This is a genomic window from Actinoalloteichus hoggarensis (genome assembly GCF_002234535.1).
GTDB classification, from domain to species: domain Bacteria; phylum Actinomycetota; class Actinomycetes; order Mycobacteriales; family Pseudonocardiaceae; genus Actinoalloteichus_A; species Actinoalloteichus_A hoggarensis.
In genome coordinates this window covers 6301101-6321865 of the sequence record NZ_CP022521.1, presented here as the reverse complement: position 1 = coordinate 6321865, position 20765 = coordinate 6301101, and the positions used below count along the sequence as shown (strand labels likewise).

22 protein-coding genes are annotated in these 20765 nt (G+C 68.1%); 12 read left to right on the top strand and 10 right to left on the bottom strand.

What is annotated here, in order from left to right:
• Positions 1–343 precede the first annotated feature (343 nt).
• Entirely contained in the window at positions 344–574 is a 231-nt protein-coding gene (locus AHOG_RS26930) for a hypothetical protein (RefSeq protein ID WP_245856468.1), read from the top strand.
• Between the two features lie 474 nt (positions 575–1048).
• On the opposite strand, the gene AHOG_RS26920 is transcribed toward AHOG_RS26930, so the two are convergent.
• Genes AHOG_RS26920 through AHOG_RS26900 form a run of 5 tightly spaced genes read right to left on the bottom strand, consistent with a single transcriptional unit; the run spans position 1049 to position 5138 of the window.
• Positions 1049–3274 carry an FtsK/SpoIIIE domain-containing protein gene (locus AHOG_RS26920; protein WP_093943803.1) on the bottom strand — a complete coding sequence of 742 codons (2226 nt, stop codon included), beginning with the start codon at positions 3272–3274 and terminating at the stop codon, positions 1049–1051.
• Entirely contained in the window at positions 3271–4146 is an 876-nt protein-coding gene (locus AHOG_RS26915; protein ID WP_093943802.1) for a hypothetical protein, read from the bottom strand. The genes AHOG_RS26920 and AHOG_RS26915 overlap by 4 nt, the downstream gene beginning before the upstream one ends.
• Positions 4143–4472: a hypothetical protein gene (locus tag AHOG_RS26910; RefSeq protein WP_093943801.1), complete on the bottom strand. Its 330-nt coding sequence runs from the start codon at positions 4470–4472 to the stop codon at positions 4143–4145. Before AHOG_RS26910 ends, AHOG_RS26915 begins: the two co-directional genes overlap by 4 nt.
• Positions 4462–4827, bottom strand: a complete 366-nt coding sequence (locus tag AHOG_RS26905) for a WhiB family transcriptional regulator (RefSeq protein ID WP_245856467.1) — start codon at positions 4825–4827, stop codon at positions 4462–4464. Before AHOG_RS26905 ends, AHOG_RS26910 begins: the two co-directional genes overlap by 11 nt.
• Positions 4824–5138 (bottom strand): helix-turn-helix domain-containing protein, encoded by a 315-nt coding sequence (locus AHOG_RS26900; protein WP_245856466.1) that lies wholly within the window; start codon positions 5136–5138, stop codon positions 4824–4826. Before AHOG_RS26900 ends, AHOG_RS26905 begins: the two co-directional genes overlap by 4 nt.
• A 135-nt stretch (positions 5139–5273) precedes the next feature.
• On the opposite strand from AHOG_RS26900, the gene AHOG_RS26895 reads away from it, so the two are divergent.
• Both AHOG_RS26895 and AHOG_RS26890 read left to right on the top strand, forming a co-directional pair.
• The gene (locus tag AHOG_RS26895; RefSeq protein WP_093943799.1) at positions 5274–5669 is read left to right on the top strand and encodes a helix-turn-helix domain-containing protein; all 396 of its coding nucleotides are present in this window, start codon (positions 5274–5276) and stop codon (positions 5667–5669) included.
• Positions 5670–5907: 238 nt separating this feature from the next.
• The gene (locus tag AHOG_RS26890; protein WP_245856465.1) at positions 5908–6990 is read left to right on the top strand and encodes a tetratricopeptide repeat protein; all 1083 of its coding nucleotides are present in this window, start codon (positions 5908–5910) and stop codon (positions 6988–6990) included.
• Here AHOG_RS26890 and AHOG_RS26885 read toward each other — a convergent pair.
• Positions 6958–7530 (bottom strand): NUDIX hydrolase, encoded by a 573-nt coding sequence (locus tag AHOG_RS26885; protein WP_093943798.1) that lies wholly within the window; start codon positions 7528–7530, stop codon positions 6958–6960. The two genes, AHOG_RS26890 and AHOG_RS26885, sit on opposite strands and share 33 nt — an antisense overlap.
• Positions 7531–7665: 135 nt before the next feature.
• On the opposite strand from AHOG_RS26885, the gene AHOG_RS26880 reads away from it, so the two are divergent.
• Positions 7666–9435, top strand: coding sequence for an ATP-dependent nuclease (locus tag AHOG_RS26880; RefSeq protein WP_157737064.1), 1770 nt, complete (start codon positions 7666–7668; stop codon positions 9433–9435).
• 439 nt (positions 9436–9874) lie between these two features.
• Here AHOG_RS26880 and AHOG_RS26875 read toward each other — a convergent pair whose 3' ends face one another.
• On the bottom strand, positions 9875–10477 hold the full coding sequence (locus tag AHOG_RS26875) for a DUF998 domain-containing protein (RefSeq protein WP_093943797.1): 603 nt from the start codon (positions 10475–10477) through the stop codon (positions 9875–9877).
• Positions 10478–10716: 239 nt separating this feature from the next.
• Between AHOG_RS26875 and AHOG_RS26870 the strand changes: the two genes are divergently transcribed.
• From AHOG_RS26870 to AHOG_RS26860, 3 genes are all read left to right on the top strand, one after another.
• Positions 10717–11274 carry a 2'-5' RNA ligase family protein gene (locus AHOG_RS26870; protein WP_093944853.1) on the top strand — a complete coding sequence of 186 codons (558 nt, stop codon included), beginning with the start codon at positions 10717–10719 and terminating at the stop codon, positions 11272–11274.
• Between the two features lie 144 nt (positions 11275–11418).
• Positions 11419–11946: a hypothetical protein gene (locus AHOG_RS26865; protein ID WP_093943796.1), complete on the top strand. Its 528-nt coding sequence runs from the start codon at positions 11419–11421 to the stop codon at positions 11944–11946.
• Positions 11939–12883, top strand: coding sequence for an alpha/beta fold hydrolase (locus AHOG_RS26860; RefSeq protein ID WP_157737063.1), 945 nt, complete (start codon positions 11939–11941; stop codon positions 12881–12883). Before AHOG_RS26865 ends, AHOG_RS26860 begins: the two co-directional genes overlap by 8 nt.
• 65 nt (positions 12884–12948) lie before the next feature.
• Here AHOG_RS26860 and AHOG_RS26855 read toward each other — a convergent pair whose 3' ends face one another.
• Positions 12949–13404, bottom strand: a complete 456-nt coding sequence (locus tag AHOG_RS26855; protein ID WP_093943794.1) for a MarR family winged helix-turn-helix transcriptional regulator — start codon at positions 13402–13404, stop codon at positions 12949–12951.
• A 93-nt stretch (positions 13405–13497) separates the two neighbouring features.
• Here AHOG_RS26855 and AHOG_RS26850 point away from each other — a divergent pair, with 93 nt between their 5' ends.
• The 4 genes from AHOG_RS26850 to AHOG_RS26835 all read left to right on the top strand — a co-directional run bounded on the left by AHOG_RS26850 (position 13498) and on the right by AHOG_RS26835 (position 17706).
• On the top strand, positions 13498–14397 hold the full coding sequence (locus AHOG_RS26850) for an NAD-dependent epimerase/dehydratase family protein (protein WP_211290500.1): 900 nt from the start codon (positions 13498–13500) through the stop codon (positions 14395–14397).
• 138 nt (positions 14398–14535) lie between these two features.
• Entirely contained in the window at positions 14536–15726 is a 1191-nt protein-coding gene (locus AHOG_RS26845) for a hypothetical protein (protein WP_245856464.1), read from the top strand.
• Between the two features lie 125 nt (positions 15727–15851).
• Positions 15852–16238 carry a VOC family protein gene (locus AHOG_RS26840; protein WP_093943792.1) on the top strand — a complete coding sequence of 129 codons (387 nt, stop codon included), beginning with the start codon at positions 15852–15854 and terminating at the stop codon, positions 16236–16238.
• Between the two features lie 319 nt (positions 16239–16557).
• The gene (locus tag AHOG_RS26835; RefSeq protein WP_157737062.1) at positions 16558–17706 is read left to right on the top strand and encodes a hypothetical protein; all 1149 of its coding nucleotides are present in this window, start codon (positions 16558–16560) and stop codon (positions 17704–17706) included.
• A gap of 216 nt (positions 17707–17922) precedes the next feature.
• Here AHOG_RS26835 and AHOG_RS26830 read toward each other — a convergent pair whose 3' ends face one another.
• A complete protein-coding gene (locus AHOG_RS26830; RefSeq protein WP_093943790.1) occupies positions 17923–19203 on the bottom strand; it encodes a kynureninase in 1281 nt (426 codons plus the stop codon).
• Positions 19196–20023, bottom strand: a complete 828-nt coding sequence (locus tag AHOG_RS26825; RefSeq protein ID WP_245856463.1) for a tryptophan 2,3-dioxygenase — start codon at positions 20021–20023, stop codon at positions 19196–19198. Before AHOG_RS26825 ends, AHOG_RS26830 begins: the two co-directional genes overlap by 8 nt.
• Positions 20024–20170: 147 nt before the next feature.
• On the opposite strand from AHOG_RS26825, the gene AHOG_RS26820 reads away from it, so the two are divergent.
• Complete coding sequence (locus AHOG_RS26820) at positions 20171–20665, top strand: Lrp/AsnC family transcriptional regulator (protein ID WP_093943788.1); 495 nt, start codon at positions 20171–20173, stop codon at positions 20663–20665.
• Positions 20666–20765: the final 100 nt, after the last annotated feature.

Here is a 20765-nt window from a genome sequence, read left to right as displayed (position 1 = left end):
GGTGTCGGGGTGTCAGACGAGGAAGTGTCGAGTCAGAGAACCGGTCGGTTGTGGACGACGTGGCTGACCTCAACCGAGCACGGCGCGGATCACGCGGTGACCGATGAGAGCGCGCAGGCAGGCCGCGCTTCCGGTGAGTACGTCGCGGTCTGTGGGGCGACGGTGCTTTCCGCGCCGTTGACCTGTGAGCCGTTGCCGCCGTGTCGGCAGTGTGCGGCGACGGTGCGAGCGGGTCACCCGTCGCGACAGACCGCCGAACGAGCCCCGCGCGGCCCGGTCCGGCGCGGTTCGTGGCTGCTGTCCCGCTTGCTGCGGCGCGTCGGTGTGCAGGGTGGTGTGGAACGTGGCTGATCTCGTGAGTGTGATCGTGCGGTTCCTGCCGGGTGTGGTCGGTGAAACGCGACGAACGAGCCACCTTGTGCCGGTCGATATCGATGCGGGCATCCCCGAGACGGTGTTGACGTACTGCGGCGTGGAGATCGTGCGGGGGACGGCCGAGGTGCTCGAGGCCTACGCCGGAATGCCCTGTGAGCTGTGCCTACTGCGGCAGCCGCGATCCGGAGCGGGTATGTGATGGGAACCGGTGTACCCGTGCCGCGAGACAGCCGGGAAAGGCCGATGGGGCGACACCGGTACGACATCGGACAGCCGGGACGTCACCACGGCAATCAGGCCGACGCCGTTCCGGTGCGCGATCTGCTCGCACGGGCGATCCGATCCGGCGACGCACTCGGGCTCGCGTGGAGTGAAGCCGACCTTGACGCAGAGACCGGCATGGTTCGGCCCTACGTGCAGTCCCAGTTCCCGACGGCCGTGTTGCCCGCCGTCACGGCGTGGCCCGAGGGCGATGACGAGACAGGTGCGGGGATCGGCACAGGTTGAGTCCACAACGAGCGGCCTCGTGGAAGAGGAATCGTGACGGGTGACGGGTCTACCCGTCACCCGTCACACCCGTCACGGCGGGCTGTTCGCACAGCTCAGGCTAGGTTCTCGTCCCGTCACACCTCCTGTGACGGCGTGACGGGTCACCGCGCCGCGCTGTGACGGGTCACGACTCCTCATCCTCGATCACCTCGGCATCCCACACCGCCGAGTCGCGAGCGGCCTCGACTGCCGCCGTGATGTCCGCGAGCAGATACCCGCGTACCTGCCGGACGCCCTCGGCGGTCGGTACCCGTTCGCGGGTCGGTCGGCAGCCCAGCTCCCGCATCCGCGCGCCGAAAGCGGTGGGCTCGATGCCCAGTGCGGCCGTGAGTTCGGCGGTCGGTACGAACTCACGTTGCCGCGCGTCGAGATCTTCCGCGAGGTAGGCCACCACCGACGCCAGCGGTTCGGGCGTCTCCGTCTGCTCCACCCGCTCGGCCTCGGCCCGCGCCGTTCGGCCGCCGACCGCACGAGCGGCGGCGGCCCGGTCGACCCTGGGCACGGTGTCGCACCCCGCCGCGTGGCCGGTCAGTGTCCCGGCCGCCTCGCGGAGCGTCCGCCCGTGCCTGCACACGGCCTGCCAGTCCTCGTTCGGCATGTAGTACGTCCGCACGGTGACGGCGAGAGCGTCCACACCGGCCTGTGTCTCGCCGTCCGGCCGCAGGATGCCGACGCCCTTGTGGGAGGACAGCAATCGGCTGCTGTCGTACCCGCGCGTGTTCATCTGCTCGCCTAAGACGATGTTGCTGTCCCGCCAGTCCATCACCCGCAGCGCGAACCGTGATCCCAACACCGCCCGCAGGCCGGAGGGGATCGTCTTGGTGTCCGGCCGTTGGGTGGCGAGGATGAGGACGACGCCCGCCGCAGGCCCCTTCTTGGCCAGCCAGGTGAGCAGTTCGCCCACATACTCGCCCGCCGCGACGGTCTTCCCGGCGACGTCGACCGGCTCGCGAAGCTCCAGCGGCACCTGCACCTCATCGATGATCACGGCCGTGATCGGCATGTTCAGGGCGGGATCGCGGGACATCTCCGGTGTCACCTTCGACTCGGGACAGGTCACGTCGTCAAGGTCACGCATCCGCCGGTAGCGGCCTTGAACCTCGGCGACCAGCTCGGCAAGCCAGTCGATCAGCGACAGGACGTCGTCGACCTCGTCCCCGGACCGGAAGCGGTGTGCGATCTTCGTCGCTGCCTCCCAGTCCTTGCCCGCCTTGAAGTCCGCGACATACAGCCGGGTGTGTGGATCGAGGATGAGGCCGGCGGCCGCGAGTCGTGCGGCGAAGGTCTTGCCCTGCCGGGGGATCGCGCCCATGAGTACCGACGTCCACACCAACGGCAGGTCGATCCGCCGCCCGCGCGCGTCCCGGCCGAAGGGCACCGGCCGCCACGCATCCCAGTGCGACACGGTCAGCAGCGGCGTCCGTACCGGCGGTGCGGCGTAGGGGTCGTCATCGGCGACCCACATCGCCACCCGACCGGCGTGACCGCCGCTGCCGCGCACCCGTTCGACGACGAGTTGAATCTCGTCGACGGCCAGCGCGGAGGCCAACGCCTCTCGGTTCTTGATCACGTCGGCGGCCTTGCGGGTCGCGGGCAGGTCCACGGTGACCGCCCATCCGTCGCCCTGTCGGACGGCTCGTTCGACGAGTCGCAAGGTCTCGTCCTTACCGATCAGCTTCGCGTCGCGGAAGGCGTCCACCAGGACTTGCGGGTCCATCGTCCACGTCAGCCCGCGCGGACCGGCCAACGTCGGTCTTCGTCCTGGGCTGCCGTCCTTGCGTCTGCCCAGCACCGCGAATGCCACCGACACGAGGCCGCCCGCGATCCAGAAGGCACCCGGCCCCCAGACCAGGCCGAGCACCAGACCGGCCGCCGCCACCAGGACGGCGGCAACGCCGGTGACCTTCCATCGGAACAGGGTCAGCTCGCGGATCTCTCGGAACTTGTCGGCCAGCTTCTCGGCCTGCTCGGCGGCCTCCCGGTAGTCCCGCACCCGAACCCAGGAACGCCACCACCGCACAGCGGCGACCAGGCCGCGCACGACGGCACGGAGGTAGACCAGCGGCGAACGCAGCAGCCGCACCACCGCGTCCTTGACCGCCTGGCCGAACTGGGCTCGATCCTTCAGCACCGCGGGGATTCGTGGGGAGCGCGTCCACCAGGCCCACGCACGCCGTGCCCAGCGGAACCGACTCGGCGAAGCGTCGGCCGTCGGTTCGTCGTCCACCGGGGCGTTCACCAGATCGGCTGGTGAACGGTGTGCGAGCGAGGCACCGGCCTCGGCTGTCTCGCCGTTCACGGGCTCCTCCCCGGATTCCGGGAGCGGTCTCACGTCCTGCTCGGCGCTCATGACGGGTCACCTCCCGGTGTGTCGGTGGCGTTGTGCTCGGCGAGTTCGGCCGTCAGGGCGGCGGCCAGCCGAGAGGAGAGGCCCCGCGAGCAGCCGGTGACCCCACGGACCCAGGCCGGACTGATCTGGACGTCGGGCGACCAGGCGTGCCGAGCACGGGCGAGGTAGTCCGCGAACGACGTCCGGCCGCCGTCGCGCCGCCGTCTCGCTGCCGTTCGCTGGGCAGGTTTGTGAACGGCCGTCGGCTCGGCTGTGCGCGGGTTCACGGCGGCCGGTTCCGGTGCGTGGCGGGCCGCGTCGCCGACCGCCACGTTCACCGCTTCGGTGAGCTTGTCCCGCAGATCGGTGACCGCCTCGGCGGCCACGAACACCACGAGCGGCGGCACGGAGTGCAGCACCACGCCGGACACCGATCCCGCCGCGAACGACTCCCAGGTGTTCATGACGTAGGTGGCCGCGAGGGTGAACCACTTCGCCCGCCGCACCCACGGGCCGGTGCGAACTCGGTATCGGGCGGTCACCTGCTCGGCGCGCAGGATCGCGATCAACACCAGCGAGACCATCGGATCGAGCAGCCACGCCGCGAGCCACGGCAGCGACCAGGGCGCCGATCCCGCCGCCGCGAAGTGCTGAACGTTGGCCATCGTGAACGCCAACCCGAGCACGATGCCTGTCCAGCACAGCCGGTCCACCTGGGCTCTGACCCGCTCGACGCGCAAGGCCACGACATCCGGATGGGTCTGGTAGGCCCGGACCTCCCGCGCCTGCTCCGCATCGCGGGCAAGCCGCTCGACTCGGCCGCCGTCGATCCCGCCGCCGGGGGCGGGTGGCCGCCCGACGGCGGCCACCCCTTCCGATCCTCGCCCGGTCATCGCCGATCACCTCGGCGACGCGGGACGTCCGACGTGGTGACGGTCAGCGCGCGGGTCACCGTGTACGCGGCGAACAACGCGGGCAGACCGAGCACCACCAGCAGGACCGGGGTACTCGCCCGGTAGGTGATGACGATCCACTGAACACCGACGATGACTCCCGACATCGCGGAGACCCGCCCCAGGAGCGACAGGAGCCGACCTCCGCCGCGTGCCTTGTCCGCCGCCGCCCGCGCCCGCCGGGCACCCGCCCGCCAGACCAGGCCGAGCGTGAGAGCCACGCCGAGACCGGCGAGAAGATGCGTCGCGGTCAGATCAAGTTCCATCGTTCTCGCCTCCACCCTGCCGTTCGCGGCGGGAGAGCCAGACGGGGAGGAGCGCGCGCCGGTCCGCATCGTTGATCGCGCCCCATACGCCGACCGTGGCCGCGCCCGCCGTGCGCAACTCCGCTTCCAAGCACGCCCGTCGCACCGGGCAGCCCGCGCAGATCGACGCGGCAAGCTCCCGGTCGTCGGACGCCGTCCCGATCCACTCCGGTCCGTCGCCCTCGGCCGCCGTCGCCATGCACGCGCCGTCGCGAGTGACCACCCGCCACAGCACGTCGTCGGGAACGTCCGCGTACCGGTCCAGCTCCGCCGCCATGGCCTCGAACCGCTCTTCGTCGCCCTCGAACTCGGTCACCACGCACCACCGCCGGCACGCTCGAAGTCCCGCGCCATCCGCCGCTGTGCGGCGAACTCCGCGATGTCCACCACGGAGCCCGACTCGGCCGCCCGCTCGGCCAACTCGGTCACCGCGCGGGCCGGAATCACGTAGCGGGTCCGCACTCGCACCGCCGGAAAGGCGTCCTGCCGGATGGCGCGGTAGATGGTCGCCGAATCGACGCGCAGAAGCCGAGCGGCCTCCGGCACGGTGTAGAAGGTCGGACACTCGATTTCCTTGCGCTGAGTACCCGTGTCCGCACTCATCGCGATATTGACAGGTCTGGTCATTGCTCGTTCACCTCGCCCAATAACGCTGACATCAGCGTTGATTCATCGCCGATTACCGCTGATTCGCACTTTCTCCGCGTGATCTGCTCCACCTGGCCGCTAACGTCAGCGCTGAGGCGGAGCACGGAGGCGAACGTGAACGAGGACTGGGCGGCAGTCGCCGAGGCGGTCAACGCTCGGGCGCGTGAGCTGTCCATGCGACAGAAAGAGATCGCGGATGCTTCCGGCGTCTCGCTGGCGATCGTGCGAGAGATTCAGCAGGGCCGAATCCAGCGGCGCCGCAACCCGCGCACCCTCGAAGCGCTCTCGCTCGCGCTCGACTGGCACCCGCAGCATTTGACCGCCGTATTGCAGGGCCAGACCCCGCCGAATCCGGATCGCACCGCGGCCCCGATCGAAGATCCGATGGTTCCGTTGCTGAACACGATCATTCGGGAGCTTCGCGGGCTTCGTGCGCAGGTAGGGACGCTGACCAACCGTCTCAACGAGGTCGAGAGGTCGGGAGGTGAGAAGCCGCCGAGAAAGGGCTAGCGAATCCTCTCGCTGTTCGGTCTTCGGTGCGTTTCGCATGACACCAGAAGACCGCGCGGACAGGGTGGTTCGAAATTGTCGGCGGTTAACCGGTGGGAGTTAAGTCGAGTTAACTTCGCAGCTCAGCGGGGTGGGAAGCGCCGAGGAATCGATGGCAGGACAGCGCGGGAAGCCACCAGCGACACGGCTCGCTGCCGTGCGTCGCGAGCAGGGTCGCACACAGGACAACGTCATCCGCATGATGATCGGCCGCGCCCTTCGCCTGAACATCTCCGTCGCCTCGGAGAACGCATTGAAGGTGATGCTCTCCCGGTGGGAGAACGGGCGCGACGAGGTCGCCAGTCCCGACTACCAACGCCTGTTCCGGGAGGTCTACGGCCGGACTAACGAAGAACTCGGATTCCCGCCGATGCCGATCAACGAGGGAACCGAGGAACTACGGGACCGTCTGCTGATCGCCCGGAACCTCGACACGGGCACCCTCGATCTGTTCCAACGTCAGATCAACGACCTCCGCAGCGCGGATCTCAGGTTCGGTGCCGTCGCGGTACTGGATCAACTCAACGGCCACATCAGCCAGATCGAGAACCTGCGGGACTTCACGGTGAGCACCGCGCATCGCCGACGGCTGTCCGCTCTCATCACCGACGCCCGCACCCTTGCGGGCTGGACAGCCCTGGACAGGGGTTCGGCGTTGCAGGCATGGCGATACCACGAGGACGCGAAGGTCTCTGCCCGCGAAGCCGAGGCACCGCACCTGCTGGCACACGCCGCAGCTCAACAGGCCGTGATCCTCATCGACCTCGGCGAGACAGCCGCCGCCGTCGAGCTGCTGGAGTTCGCCCGCGACGTCGCAGGAAACCGAGTTCCGCCGCTGCTGGCCGCGTGGCTGGCCGCCGCCCACGGCGAGGGACTGGCCGCCGTCGGACGCCACGACGACGCCCTTCGCGCCTTCGACCAGGCCGCCGCGACACTCCCGGACGACCCCGCCGACCCTTCGTTGCCGTTCCTGCTGCTGGACGCCGGGAACCTAGCCCGCTGGCGCGGGAGCGCCCTCCTACGACTCGGCGACCGCGAGGCGATCGAACACTTGGAAGACGCCGTGCGGGAGCTGACCGCGTCACCCAGAGCGGCCGTGCGCGGCCAGACCGGCATGTACGTCGATCTCGCCTACGCCCACGCCGCCGCAGGCGACCGCGACGCGGCCCTGAACTACGCCCGCCAAGCGAAGCGCCTCGCCGCACAGATCGGCTCCGACCGCCAACGCCAACGACTCACCGCCCTAGAGCTACCGGGAACCGGCAGCACCGGAGCCGCGTGACGCCAGGTAGTACATGAGCGGCACGATCGCCCCGGCCCCCAACACCTCGCCCCGGCCGACCAGCTCCACCATCCGCGCGATCGGAATCCACTCCAACCGGGCGGCCTCCTCGGCGTCGGTCGGCTCGCCAACCTTCTCGACGTCCCGGATCACGAAGACGTCCACCGGGGAGTCCACCATCCCCGGCAACGGCTGGAACGAGATCAAGTGCTCCGGCTCCCCCACCGGCCGGTACCCCGTCTCCTCCTCCACCTCACGAGCCGCCGTGCCGGCCAACTCCTCGCCCTCCTCGACGAGGCCGCCGATCAGCTCATAGCCCCATTGATCGATCGCGAACCGGTACCGCCACAGCGTCAGCACCTCCTCACGCTCGTTGACCACGAGCGCGATCACCACGTGGTCAAGCTTCACCACGTGGTGCTCAAACCGGCTGCCGTCCGGCGGCTCCACGTCCACCAGCTTGAGCTTCACCCACCGGTTGTCGTAGACGGTGCGTTCGCCGTGAATTCTCCATCGCAAACGATCACTGCGTTCGGCCACCTCTTGAGCTTACTCAGGCACCTACAGGCTCAGTCTGTAACGTTCCGACATGTGCATCCTCGCCCGCCGAAGAAAGTGCATAATATCAACCGGGACATTAGTTCGAAAAATGCCGACAAGAAGAGGTGTGGTCGAGTGGACATCCAACTAAGAAGCGTCAATCTGGTATCAGGAGATCGCGTTGACCTGGTGAGCGGAGTCAACGTAATAGTAGGCCCCAACAATTCAGGAAAAAGTATGCTGCTGAGTGAACTTTGGGAGCTCATCAACCGAGAACCATTTGGATACCGACCAAAGACTACTGTAGTTGAATCGTACGAGATGGCATATGGACCTACGGTCGATTCATTCGTTAAGCACATTAGTGAAGTGCATCTTGCTCGCCCTGCTGGTCATTATAATGGTAACACTTATTCTGAAACGAACTATCTCATAGCGGGAGGAGGAGTTATCACGCACAGTGACCTTAGTAGAATATGGAACTCGCAAGATGGGATAGGTCAGGTAGCAACGTCTGCCTACTGCCTGTTTCTTGGCGCAGGTGGTCGCCTCGCCATGTCGAATGACAGCCAAATGTTCAACCTCAGAACCGATCACCCAACGCTCCCTGCTCAGCGCATGTACAGTGATCGTACCATCGAGCGCACTGTTAGCGAAGCGACGGAACGAGCATTCGGATTTCCCCTGTCAGTAAATAGATACTCCGGGTCTGAGATTACTCTGCATGTGGGTAATGTCAGCTCGCCGGAAACGATGCCTCCTTCAGAGGAGTACCTGCGCGAGCTATTTGAGCTGCCTCTTCTTCGCGACCAGGGGGACGGAGTAAGGGCATTCATAGGTATGTTGCTTCCAATTGTAACAAGCCAGTACCCGCTCGTCATCATCGACGAGCCGGAAGCATTCCTGCACCCGCCGCAAGCATACCTTTTTGGCAAACTTTTGTCAGAACAGCGAAACAATGGTACGCAAATTATCATTGCCACTCACAGTGAGGATATAATAAAAGGAGTGGCCTCGGTGGGGTCATCGGAGAATATATCGATATCCCGGATAACACGAGCGAATCGCGGAAACTCCGTTTCGCAGATCGACACAAGTGCCCTGAGGCAGCTTTTCACCGATCCTTTGCTGAAATTTTATCCCGTACTAGGCGGCCTATTCTCGCAAGGAACGATTTTATGTGAATCGGACTCTGATTGTACATACTATCGTGCCATACTCGATAGTCAGCCTGATGTGGAAGGTGTGAAAAGTGCTGCAAGGAAGAACGTGCATTTTTCCTACGGAAACGGACTATCAAGAATGGCGCGCATGGCCGACGTGCTTATCGCGGCGGGGGTCCCGGCGGCAGTGATCGTCGATATCGATTTCCTTCGGGATGACGCCGACTTTTCCCGGCTTGTTACAGTCATGGGCGGAACGCCTGAACACTTCAAAACCCATAGGAACGTGATTTCCAGTGTTGTATCCGGATGGGGAAGTAAAGTTAATCGGATCGCCGCAAGGGCTAGAACGGCAGCGGCATTTGATTCAAGCGCGGACAAGTTTCTCTCAAACTCTGAGATAAAAGAAATACAAGAGTCTGTTAGTCCGGTATCCGGCTGGCGGAGGCTTAAGGCTGACGGAGTTCAGATTCTTAGTGGAAACTCTATAAGTTCATTTCGAGTAATCGACCAGGGGCTCCGCGAATTGGGAATATTCGTCGTACCCTGTGGTGAATTGGAACGATTTCACAAAGATGTTCCTTCCAGGAATAAGGCCGAGTGGCTTCGTGTCGTGATTGAAACTGAAAGGTTCAAATCGTCCACTGAGGCTAGGCTGCTAATAGATTCAGTTATCGATTATATTGCTGAACCACGGAGCCGCTCGTCCGCTGGGACGCGTGGCCGTAAGCGGGAAGATTGACGACGACCGTTCCAGGACAGCTTGTCCAACAAGCTGTCCAATAACCACAGTCCAACCCCGCCCCCAGAGTCTCTCCCGACGACCTCCAGCCGCCCGTAGCCCCAGGTAGCCGTACTCCGACCGGGTGAACTTTGGACTTTTAATCAGTAGGTTCCGGGTTCGAGCCCCGGGCGGCCCACCGAGACACGCAGGGAGCCTGCCTTCTCCCCGGTTTCACCCATGTGTCTCCGCTTGGCCGGGTGGACGGCTACTGGACGGGAAGCGCCTCGGCGACGTGGCTTGAGCCCGCTGCTGCCCGGCCCGTCGGACTGGCTGCGGCCGTCGAATCGTTGCTCTCGGCGCTCTCGGTCCCCACTGCTCGAACCGACCACGATGCCTTCTGCTTCGGATCCGCCCGCGGCGGCGAGCGGGCGGTGAGCAGGCGGGATGCCCGGCGGGATCAGACCAGGAGACTGCCGCAGAAGACCGCGAACCAGACCCAGCCGATGATGATCATGACGCGCTGGATGAGGCCGGTGCGCGGCGCGTCGTTCTCCCAGGCCTGGCCGAAGGAGAAGAAGAGTACGACCAGCGCCGCGGTGGTGGCTCCGGAGTAGACGGTCGACAGCAGGTCCGTCGACTGCAGAGTCGCGATGAACGTGGTGACGGGCAGTGCGGCGAAGACTCCCATGCCCGCCCAGTCGTGCAGGCCGTGGGTTCGGCTCGTGTCTTCCGGCGTTCCTTCCGGGGTCCCCGGCGGATAGCCGCGCATGGGGTCCATCGGGAAGACGCCGGATGCGACCAGCGACAGGCCGAACACCGCGGCGGCCAAGGCGAGCCATGGGTGCTCCGTCGCCAGCAGGATGCCGAGTGCGCCTGCCGTCATCAGGAGGCCGCACACGATGAAGTTCGTGGTCTGCACCCATCCCCGAGAGCCGAGTGCGAGCGCGCTGACCGGATGGCGAACTGGGCGGTAGCCGGGCCTGGTCGCGCCGTCGATCAGGAAGGTGATGACGAACAGCAGACTGCCGATGACGCCACAGAGGAGAAACACAGCAGTCATGTGCACACAATAGGGTGTCATCTGTCCGGGTGACGCCGTGGTTGTCCGATTCGTCGGCGTACCGGGGCATCGGTCCGGCGACGGTCCGACCCGGCGGTCGGCCCATGGCCGCCATCGCCGAGATAGGCCGGGGCGGGTGGCGCAGGGCGTGGTGTCGGTCCTGATCCGCGTCGGCGCCGGGCTGTCCGACGTGCGGTGGTGGCGTGCCCGTGCTGCGTGGGCTTGAGATCATCGTCGGCATGACTGCCATCCCCGACGCGCCGTCGCCCGTGCTCACCAGGAGCGCGCTGATCGTTCCGGTGCCCTCGGCCGAACCGGTGGTCGGCCGCCATCGACGGATCATGGACCGGTCGGCCGTCGGCGGCGTACCGGCGCATGTCACGGTGCTGTATCCGTTCATTCCGCCGTCGGAGATCGACGAGACGGTCATCGAGGCCGTGGCCGAGGTGCTGCGGGACGTCCCCGCCTTCGACTGCACCTTCGCCGAGGTGGACTGGTTCGGGGATCACCTCGTCTGGCTGCGTCCCGACCCCGACCTCCGATTCCGTGAGCTCACGAACGCGGTCTGGGAGCGGTTCCCAGTGCATCGTCCCTACGCGGGCGTCCATGACCCGGTGCCGCACCTGACCGTGGGTGACGCCCAGCTCGCCGATCTCTCGACGCTGCGTCGGGTCGCCGAGGAGATCGCGACCGAGCTGCCGATCACGGCGCGCATCGACGAGGTACGGCTGATGGCGGGCGCGTACGAGCCGGACTCCTGGCGGTCGTTGGCGACGTTCCCACTGGTGGGGGAGTAGCCCGTCGGGCAACGCCTGTCGCTGGTCGGATGGTCCGCGGCGCGGCGGCGCACTCTCGAGCCCTCCGCAGGCGCCCGAATCTCGCCACCTGCTTGACGATGGATGTCAAGTACTTTACGTTCAATGTGAAGTAAGGAGGCGTGGATGACCGCGTATTCGACCGCAGACCACGTCGCGTTGGTCGAGGATCTTCGGCGACTGGTGGCCTCTCGACTGATCGACTCGGTGGAGATCCTGCTCCCCGTCGAACCCGCTCTCGCCGCGCTGCGCGAGCGACTGCGAATCGACGCCGAGGTGTGGGCGGCTCAGCTGCTCGGGCCGGACGATCGACTGGCCTCGGGCGTGCTGGCTCGGCTGATCGCCGCGCTCTATCCGGGTGACTCCGGATTCGACCCGCCCGCGGACTGGTGGCGGACGCCGCTGGGGAGGGTAACCGCTCGGCGGCTGGGTCACCCCACCGTGGAGAACGTGCCGTTCGCCCAGGCGGGGGCCATGCTCGGGATCACCCGTCAAGGCGTCCACGACCTGGTGCGGCGTGGGAAGCTGACCGGACATCCGGCGGGCGGGGTCTCCGCCGACTCGGTGCGTGATCGGCTCGCCGTCCTGCACGCCTCCTCCAACGGATCCGATGACGGATCCGGCCGTTCCGGACGAGGAGACTCCCGTGTCTGACGCGCCACGAGACCTGACCATCGACGCCGCCGGGGTTCCGATCGCGGTGCGAGACCACGGCGGGCGTGGCTGCCCGATCCTGCTGGTCCACGGTCTGGGCGGCAATCTCCTGGCCTGGGACCTCGTCGTCCCGCCGCTGCTCGCCCACCACCGGGTCGTCGCCGTCGACCTGCGCGGCCACGGCGCTTCGGGCGACGCCCCGTGGGACTGGGACGCGGCGCTCGACGATCTCGACACGGTGATCGCGACGCTCGGGCTGGACCGGCCTGCCGTGGTCGGCCACTCGCTCGGCGGCATGCTCGCCGGGCGGTGGGCTCGTCGGCATCCCGATCGCGTGGCGATCAGCCTGGACGGACATCGGTCTCAGACGACCGACACCGAGCACTACGCCGACATCGCACCGGACGAACTGCACGCCGCGCTCACGGCGCTCACCGCGCTCTTCGATGCCCAGCTCGCGGGCATGGGCAGTCATCTCACGGCGGAGCAGGCGGACGCCCTCGCCCGCCGGCAGGCCGAGCACGCGGCGGCGGCGGGGCTGCCGCCGGAGATGATGGTCGCGCAGTTTCGGCGGTCGCTCGCCCCCGACGGCGACGGATTCGTCACCCGTCCCAGCGCCGAGCTGGCCGGCGGTCTTCGGACCTCACCCGAGATGCTGGACTCGCTCCCGGTCTTCGCCGAGACCGTCAGCCCGCTCCTGCTCGTGCTCGCGACGAGGAACCTGCCGGGGCAGCCGCCGGAGTTCGACGCCCTGGCCGCGGCGCATCGGGCCGGACTGCGTCGGGACGTCGTCCCGCTTATCGCCGCGAACCCGTTGCTGCGAGTGGTCGACGCCGATGCCAGTCATGGTCTGGTGGTGGAGCGTCCGGATCTGGTCGCCGAGTTGATCGTCGACTTCGTGGCCGAGCAGGGTGTCCGACCGGACGCGGCGCGGTGAGTCCGGGCCGCGGCGTCGCCGCCGGACGCGGATCGCGGCCGGGACGCGGAGTTCGCTGAGGTCGGCTACCGGTCGGGCGCCCAGACGGTCTCGCGTAGTGCGGCGACCAGTCCCGTGAGCTCCGGTCGCTCCGCGGCCTCGGTCAACGCCGCCGCCAGTGTGTGATCGTGCACCGTCCTGGCCTTGGCCAGCAGCGATCGGCCCGCCTCGGTGACCTCGGTGTAGATGCCACGTCGATCGGTCGCGCAGATGTATCGAGACAGCAGACCCTGACCCTCGAGCCTGCTCACCAGGCGGGTCGTCGCGCTCTGGCTCAGCACCACGGCGTCGGCGAGGCTGCTCATCCGCAGGTGGTGATCGTGCTGGCGGTTGAGGACGTCGAGCGCGGTGTACTCGGTGACGCTGAGCCGGAACTCCGCCTGGAGCGCGCGTTCCAGGCGATCCTCCAGCCTGGCATGCAGCGCGGTCAGGGCACGCCAGCCCTGCGCGCGCACCTCGACGTCGTCCTCGTGACTGGACACGAACTCTCCTCCGTCCCTTGCCGGTCACGATACTCAGGCGTAAAACTATGAGGCGTCTGCAAATACCGTCGTATGCAACTAATGGAGGTCTGCGTGTCCGAGGTGTTCGTGACCGGCGTGACCGGCTACATCGGTGGTTCGATCGCGGCAGGCCTGCTCGCCGCGGGGCATCGAGTCACCGGTCTCACCCGGGACCCGGCGAAGGACGAGGCGCTGCGTGACTTCGGGATCACGCCCCTGCGCGGCGAACTCGACGATCTCGAGCTGTTGCGGGATCAGGCGGCGCGATCCGACGCTGTGGTCAACGCGGCGAGCAGTGATCATCGGGCGGCGGTCGACGCGCTCATCGAGGGCCTGGCCGGCACCGGGCGACCGCTGCTGCATACCAGCGGTACGAGCGTGGTCAGCGACCAGGCGGGCGGCGAGGCATCCGACCGGGTGTTCACCGAGACCACGGAGTACCGCCCTGTCCCGGACAAGATCGCACGGGTCGAGTTGGACCGTGCGGTGGTGGCGGCGGCGGAACGTGGAGTCCGCTCCGTGGTGTTGTGCAACTCCCTCATCTACGGCACCGGGCGCGGCCTGCGTCGAGACAGCCTCCAGGTGCCGGAGCTGATCCGACAGGCCCGCGAGAGCGGCGTCGCCCGGCATGTCGGTGCGGGGGCCAACGTGTGGTCGACGGTGCACATCGACGACCTCGTCGACCTCTACCTCGTCGCTCTGGACTCGGCGGCGGCGGGCTCCTTCTTCTACGTGGAGAACGGCGAGGTCTCCTTCGCCGCGCTGACCGCCGCCATCGCGGAGTCGCTCGGACTCGGCGAGCCGCGGGGCTGGGACGAGGAGAGCGCGGCGGCCGAATGGGGTGAGGAGGTGGCGCGACACGCACTCGCCTCGAACAGCCGAGTCCGTTCGGATCTCGCGCGTTCGGTGCTGGGATGGCGACCTCGCCATTCGTCGGTGCTCGACTGGATTCGTGCGGAGACGTCCCGGTGAATGCGGGTCCGGGGACCGTCGGAAGATAACCAACAATCGCCGCACTACGTCGAACGGCTCTATCCGCGATCGGCAGGGTGCGCTTGACTTCCGATGTCATCGTCGTCGACCAGCTGTGCTGGAGGACGTGTCATGGGGATGCGTAAGAGAATCACGTCGCTGATCGGGTCGGTGTCCGCGGCGGTCGTCCTGCTCGGTGGGACGGCGCCTGCACCGGTGCCGGAAGTCCAGGCGCAGGCACCGACCCGATTGACCGAGATCAGCGCCGCGCCCTATTCGCTGGCCGAGAACGGCGGCTTCGAGACCTATGCGGCACGTATCGCCTCGTTGAACGATCGGCTGGCGACGGCGGACGTGGCCGACGTGCTCGCCGACGCGAACCGAGCGGGTCGACCGCTGTGCCACGGCACCGGGGTGTCCGGCGCGACGGGCTTCTGCTGGGCGACCGGTGACGACAACACGCCGGACTGGTACCCGCAGGGGCTGACCGCGTCCTGGGACGCTTCGGAGAGCGGCACCTACGCCGGGAAGCGCGTCATGCTGGCGAGCTGGTACGACGCGAGCGGCGATCGCGGAGTGCGGATCTCCTTCGTGGACTACGACGATCCGGCCGACGTCCGCTACCGGCACGTCCTGCTGGTCGAGCCGACGAGCAACACGAACTTCCGCGCGGTGAACATCCACGCGGGCGGCGTGGCCTGGGTGGGCGACCATCTCTACGTGATGGACACCGGCAGGGGCATCCGGGTCTTCGATCTGCGCACGCTCTGGCGCACGGCGGGCGATCCGACGAAGGCGAGGATCGGGCTCGTCGACGGGGAGTACTACGCGCACGACTACCGCTACGTGCTGCCTCAGGTCGGCGGCTACACGCAGACCGGCACGTGCAGCAGGCCGGTCTCCTCGGTGACCGCGCCGCTGTGCTTCTCCTACGGCGCCGTCGACCGCAGCACCTCGCCGGTGACGATCGTGACCGGCGAGTACTACGACGGCATCGCCGGTGCCCGGCTCGTCCGATGGCCCGTCGCGGGCAACGGCCTGGCCGTCGACTCGTCCGGCGTCGTCGCGGCGGCCGCCGCCTACCAGAGCCCGCACACCAATCTGCAGGGCGTCGCGTCCTATGCGGGCGACTTCCTGGTGGATCGGAGCAGAGGCAGCTCCACTCGGGGCATCCTCTATCGGTCCCGGGTCGGCGGCACCGCCACCTCGTCGAGCCTGCCGATCGGACCGGAGGACCTCACCTACCAGGCGGAGGCCGGGCGAGTCTGGACTCAGTCGGAGTATCCGCGCAGTCGCATGGTCTTCAGCGTGCCGGTCTCGCTCGGCTAGCGGGCTCGACGAGATCGGGCAGGCTCCTGCTCGGTCGTCGGGGTCGGTGGGCCCGCGCCGGCCTGTTCGGTCTCGGTGCCGCCTGGAGCTCTCGAGATGTCGGGGACCCGGCCTAGCCTCGCCGGATGGCCGGGTCCGAAGTCACCGCGTTCATCTCCTACGCCCACGTTCGCGACGTCAGGCGTTCGATCGGCTTCTATCAGACCGTGGGTCTCCCGCTGGTGGAGTCGGTCGAACACGGGGGTCGCCCCGTCTGGGCGCTGCTCGGCTCCGGTGCCGCGCGGGTCATGCTCGCGGCGGCCGACGAGCCGATCGAGCGCGATCGGCAAGGCGTGCTCTTCTATCTGTACGTCACCGGGCTGGCCGAACTGCATCGCGGCCTCGCCGAGCTGGGGCTCGATCCCGGACCGATCACGCGGCCCGAGCACATGCCCGCCGGGGAGTTCCGGCTGACGGACCCGGACGGCTACGTCCTGCTGATCGGCGACCCCACCGGGCAGGCTCGGGACTGAGCCGCACGCGGTGCGGCGCCGACGCCGACCGTCGTCACGGCGTGGCCGTCCACGTGCTGAAACACCCACGACGGGGTCGCCGTGTGTTCCTGCTCACTGCCCTGCGATCGAGCGTCCTCTGTGGTCTCGGCCGCGGGCGGTGGAGACCGATCACCGAGTCGAGGTCCACGGCGGTGTCCGACGCTGGTCGAGCCGCGCGGTCGGTGGTCGACGGCCGACCGCGCCTGCCGTTCGGCCGCCCGAGGGCGATCACGTTCGGTATTCGCCTGTTTGCACTAGGTCGCCACTCGGCGAATGCGCGCGGTGTTAGTATTACCCAATGGCGCGTGATGAAGATAACGAGCTGATCCCGCTCCGCTTGTCTTTCGACGTCGTCTACCGTGGGTACAGCCGAGGTCAGGTCACCGAATATCTCCGCGGGATGGAGAATGACCTGCTCACGGTGGCCGCGGACCGCGATGCCGCGTTATCGCAATGCGCCGAGATTCAGAATGTGCTGGAAGCGACCCGCAGCGAGCTGGAACGGACCCGCGCGCGGCTGGAGCGCCTCTCCCACGCGCCGGTGACCACCACCGGCCTCAGTGAGCGGCTCCAGCACATGCTGGCGCTGGCCGAGGACGAGGCCGAGTCGCTCAAGAGCCAGGCCGCGGAGTATGCCAGGAATGTCCGAGCCTCGGTGGATGCCGAGGTGGCCGAGCAGAAGTCCCGCTACGAAGGCCTGATCGCCGAGCAGGGGGAGCTGCGGCGCAGCCTGATCGCCGAGTACGAGGCACGCAACGCCGCGCTGACCGCCGAGTACGAGAAGCGTTACGCCGATCGCGAGGCGGAGACCGCGCGGCGGCTCGCCGACGCGAAGAAGGAGGCCGACCGACTGATTCGCGAGGCCACGGAACGTGTGACGCGAATCGATGCGGCAGGCAAGGCGCGACGCAAACAGGTGGAGAAGGATTTCGAATTGGCGATGTCGGCTCGGCGCGCCGAGGCGTCGCGCAGTCTCGCCGAACGCGAGGAAGGTGTGAATCGCGAATGTGAGCAACGCGTCCGCGACACCGATGAATACGCGGCGGCTCGAATTCGAGATCTGGAGTCCCGGAGCGCCGAATTGCACGACCGGCAGCAATGGGCGCTCACCCGAATCAGCGACGCGCAGTCCGCTTTGCATGAGGCGATGCGCAGTATCGAGGCGGCCGCGGAACCACCGCCGGCTCGGGAGGAACGGTCGGAAGAGTCGACGGGGAACGATTCCCCCCGATCGCCGCGGGATCCCGCCGTCGTGGCGGATTCGGCCGCGCCCGACGACGAGTCGCCCGGTGACGAGAGCACGAAGGAACCGGAGCGGGCCACGTCGGCCTCGGCCGGCCAGAGCGGACGCGTCGGTGACCGACCCACGGGATCACGGGCCCAGCGCAAGCGCAGCGCGCGCCGTCAGCAGAACCGAAACCAGTCGACGCCGCGTCGAGCGGGCTGACCGCGGCCGCTGTACCGGGCGCGCGGCGGTTTGGGTGCCGCGGATCGATCACCTCGGCGGCCCGCCCGCGTACCTCGCCCTTTCTCGGCGTCCAGGCCTCCGCCGCCCGGTCGTCGTCGAGGCCCAGGGCCGAGGCCCCCGGAACGCCAGGTCGCGCAGCCCGGTAGGCGCTCCGCGCAGCCACGCCTGCTCTGACCGGAGCGACCCCCGTCGTCGTCAGCCCGCCGCAGGCGCCCGTCCTCCGGCCGTCTCGGCCAGGATCCGTGCCGCCCGCAACGTGTCGGCGAAGCCGACGTACAGCGGTGCGAAGCCGAACCGGAGCACGTCCGGCGGGCGGTGGTCGCCGATGACCTGTGCCCGGGCCAGCCGAGGGAGCAGCTCGGCGGCGTCGGGCGCGCTCAGGGAGACCTGGCTGCCTCGGTCGTCGTCCCGCGGGGTCAGCACTCGGAAGCGGCCCGGCGCCGTCAACGCCGCGACGCAGTCCATGAAGAAGCCCGTCAACGCCAGGCTCTTGACTCGCACCTGATCGATCTCGACGCCCTGCCAGACACCCAGCGCCGCTTCCAGGGCCAGCAGCGACAGGATCTCGGGGGTACCGCCGCGCGCACGAGCCATACCGTCGGCGGGCCGGTAGTCGGGCTCCATCGCGAAGGGCTCCGCGTGGGAGGACCAGCCGGGCAGCGGCTGATCGAGCCGCTCGTGCAGCTCGGATCGCACGTACAGATAGGACGGGGCCCCGGGTCCGCCGTTGAGGAACTTGTAACCGCACCCGACGGCGAGGTCGACGCCGTGCCGGTCCAGGTCGACGGGCAGGGCGCCCGCGCTGTGCGACAGGTCCCACACGATGCGAGCGCCGGCCTGCTGAGCCCGCGCCGTGACGGCGGGCAGATCCCAGCGGCGCCCGGTGCGGTAGTCGACATGGTTCATCAAGGCGACCGCGGTGCGCTCGTCGAAGGCGTGGACGTCCGTCGGGTGCGCTCGCCGAACCCGCGCGCCGAGGAGTCTGCCCGCCGACGCGGCGAGGTAGCCGTCGGTCGGGAAGGTGGTGTCGTCCACCACGATCTCGGTACGTCCGGGATCGTCCTGCCGGGCCAGCCGCCAGCCGGCGACCACGGCGCGGAACACGTTCACACTGGTCGAGTCGCCCACGACGACCTGGCCGGGCGCGGCACCCAGCAGAGGCGCGATCAGCTCGCCCACCCGTTGCGGCGCGTCCCACCAGCCGGCGTCCCACCACGAGGCGATGAGGCCCTGACCCCACTCGCGGCTGATCGCCTCCGCGACGCGGCCCGGCACCGCGCTGGGCAGGGCCCCGAGCGAGTTGCCGTCCAGATAGACGACTCCGGGCGGCAGCGAGAAGCGCTCTCGCACCGTCGCCAGCGGGTCGGATTCGTCCAGGGCACGGGCCCGCTCGGCCAGCTCGGCCGTCTCGGCCGCGGAGTCGGCCGAGACGGCATCGTCGAACCCGGTCCGACCGGCAGCGTCGAGATCAGACATTCGTTCGCACCGTCCACAGTTCGGGGAAGACCAGTCTGCCCGCTCGACGCTCCAACCACGCGACTCCCGACGATCCGCCGCTGCCTGCTCGGCCGCCCATCGCCCGTCGGGTGGCCATCAGGTGGTCCGAGCGCCATCGCCAGAATCCTTCGGCGATGTCGGTCAGCACCTCGCCGAGGTCCACCAGTTCGCGCTCGGCGCCGGCGTACACCCGGGCCCAGGCCTGTTCGACGGCCGGGTGGGCCGGGTGCGTGCGAGTGCGATCCCGTTCGCGGACCTCGTCGGGGAGGCTGAAGCCTCGGCGATGCAGGAACTCCAGGGTCGCGTCGTAGAGGCTCGGCGCGTGCAGTGCCTCGACCAGCTCCACATGCGCCCGCGGGGCGTTGCGATGCGGGTTGATCAGACTCGCGGACTTCTCGCCGAGCAGGAACTCCAGCTCGCGGTATCGCGCCGACTGGAACCCGGAGGCGTTGCCCAACGCAGGCCGGTAGGACTCGAACTGGGCGGGGGTGAGGCGTGCGATGGGCTGCCATGCCGCATTGAGCGCGGCCAGCTCGCGCAGGCTGCGCCGCAGGGCCTCCAACGCGCCCTGGAGGTCGTCACGGTCGAGCGAGGCGACGGCGGAGCGCCATTCATGGACGATCAGGCTGAACCAGAGCTCCATCACCTGACTGGTCACGAGGAAGGCCATCTCGGCCGGGTCGTCGGTCCTGGTTCGCGCGAGGCGGGTCAGCGTGTCGGCTCGGACGTAGTCGTCGTAGGGCGTCGTCGCGTCGAAGTCGGCCGTGGGGCCGACAAGCGGACAGGCGGGCGTCTTCACGATGAACTCCTTCCGTTCGGTCCGACTCGGGTCCTCTGGTCGATCCTTCCTCGTCGTCGCCCGACCAGGAATGGGCATCGGCCCGCGGATTCGTTGATCGAGCGAGCATCCGTAAGCGACGGCGCCGGTCGGCTTTACAGTCGTGAGATGGAGCTGGACGACCTCGACTGGGCGTTGCTCGACCACCTGCAGGCCGACGCCCGCACGTCCTACAACGAACTGGCCCGCCGAGTCGGCGCCTCCGCGCCGACCGTCGCCGCGCGGGTCCGCAGGATGGAGGAGTCCGAGGTCATCACCGGCTACCGAGCCGAGGTCGATCCCTCCGGCGTCGGGCTCGGGGTGCAGGCGTTGGTGCGGATGAAGTGTTACGGCCCCAGGTGCATCACGCTGCGACCGGAGCAGATATCGGACTGGCCCGAGGTGTTGGGCGTGCTGCGACTCACCGGCGACATCTGCTCCCTCGTCCATGTCGCCACGCCGGACGTCGCGAGGCTGGAGCGGCTGCTGGAACGACTGTGGGAGTACGGAGAGACCGCGAGCGCCATGATCCTGTCCTGGCCCGTTCCGATGCGCGGCGTACGTCGCCCGCCCGCACCGCCGGGCGGCGCGCGGGAACGGCCGGGCTCCGCGACGCGGCCCTGACCGCCCTCGGCGCCGGTGCCGAACATGCCCTTGAGGCACCGCCGACCCCGTCGCCTGTCGAGCCCGTCCCGAAGCCCGCCGCCGAGGACGACCACCGCGC

Excerpts from the sequence above, each read along its gene's own strand:
- AHOG_RS26910 (WP_093943801.1), bottom strand. The coding sequence starts at position 4,472 with ATGGAACTTGATCTGACCGCGACGCATCTTCTCGCCGGTCTCGGCGTG.
- AHOG_RS26840 (WP_093943792.1), top strand. The coding sequence starts at position 15,852 with ATGGCCGGGTCCGAAGTCACCGCGTTCATCTCCTACGCCCACGTTCGC.
- AHOG_RS26830 (WP_093943790.1), bottom strand. The coding sequence starts at position 19,203 with ATGTCTGATCTCGACGCTGCCGGTCGGACCGGGTTCGACGATGCCGTC.
- AHOG_RS26915 (WP_093943802.1), bottom strand. The coding sequence starts at position 4,146 with ATGACCGGGCGAGGATCGGAAGGGGTGGCCGCCGTCGGGCGGCCACCC.
- AHOG_RS26890 (WP_245856465.1), top strand. The coding sequence starts at position 5,908 with ATGATGATCGGCCGCGCCCTTCGCCTGAACATCTCCGTCGCCTCGGAG.
- AHOG_RS26835 (WP_157737062.1), top strand. The coding sequence starts at position 16,558 with ATGGCGCGTGATGAAGATAACGAGCTGATCCCGCTCCGCTTGTCTTTC.
- AHOG_RS26820 (WP_093943788.1), top strand. The coding sequence starts at position 20,171 with ATGGAGCTGGACGACCTCGACTGGGCGTTGCTCGACCACCTGCAGGCC.
- AHOG_RS26845 (WP_245856464.1), top strand. The coding sequence starts at position 14,536 with ATGCGTAAGAGAATCACGTCGCTGATCGGGTCGGTGTCCGCGGCGGTC.
- AHOG_RS26870 (WP_093944853.1), top strand. The coding sequence starts at position 10,717 with ATGACTGCCATCCCCGACGCGCCGTCGCCCGTGCTCACCAGGAGCGCG.
- AHOG_RS26875 (WP_093943797.1), bottom strand. The coding sequence starts at position 10,477 with ATGACTGCTGTGTTTCTCCTCTGTGGCGTCATCGGCAGTCTGCTGTTC.
- AHOG_RS26865 (WP_093943796.1), top strand. The coding sequence starts at position 11,419 with ATGACCGCGTATTCGACCGCAGACCACGTCGCGTTGGTCGAGGATCTT.
- AHOG_RS26900 (WP_245856466.1), bottom strand. The coding sequence starts at position 5,138 with ATGACCAGACCTGTCAATATCGCGATGAGTGCGGACACGGGTACTCAG.
- AHOG_RS26920 (WP_093943803.1), bottom strand. The coding sequence starts at position 3,274 with ATGAGCGCCGAGCAGGACGTGAGACCGCTCCCGGAATCCGGGGAGGAG.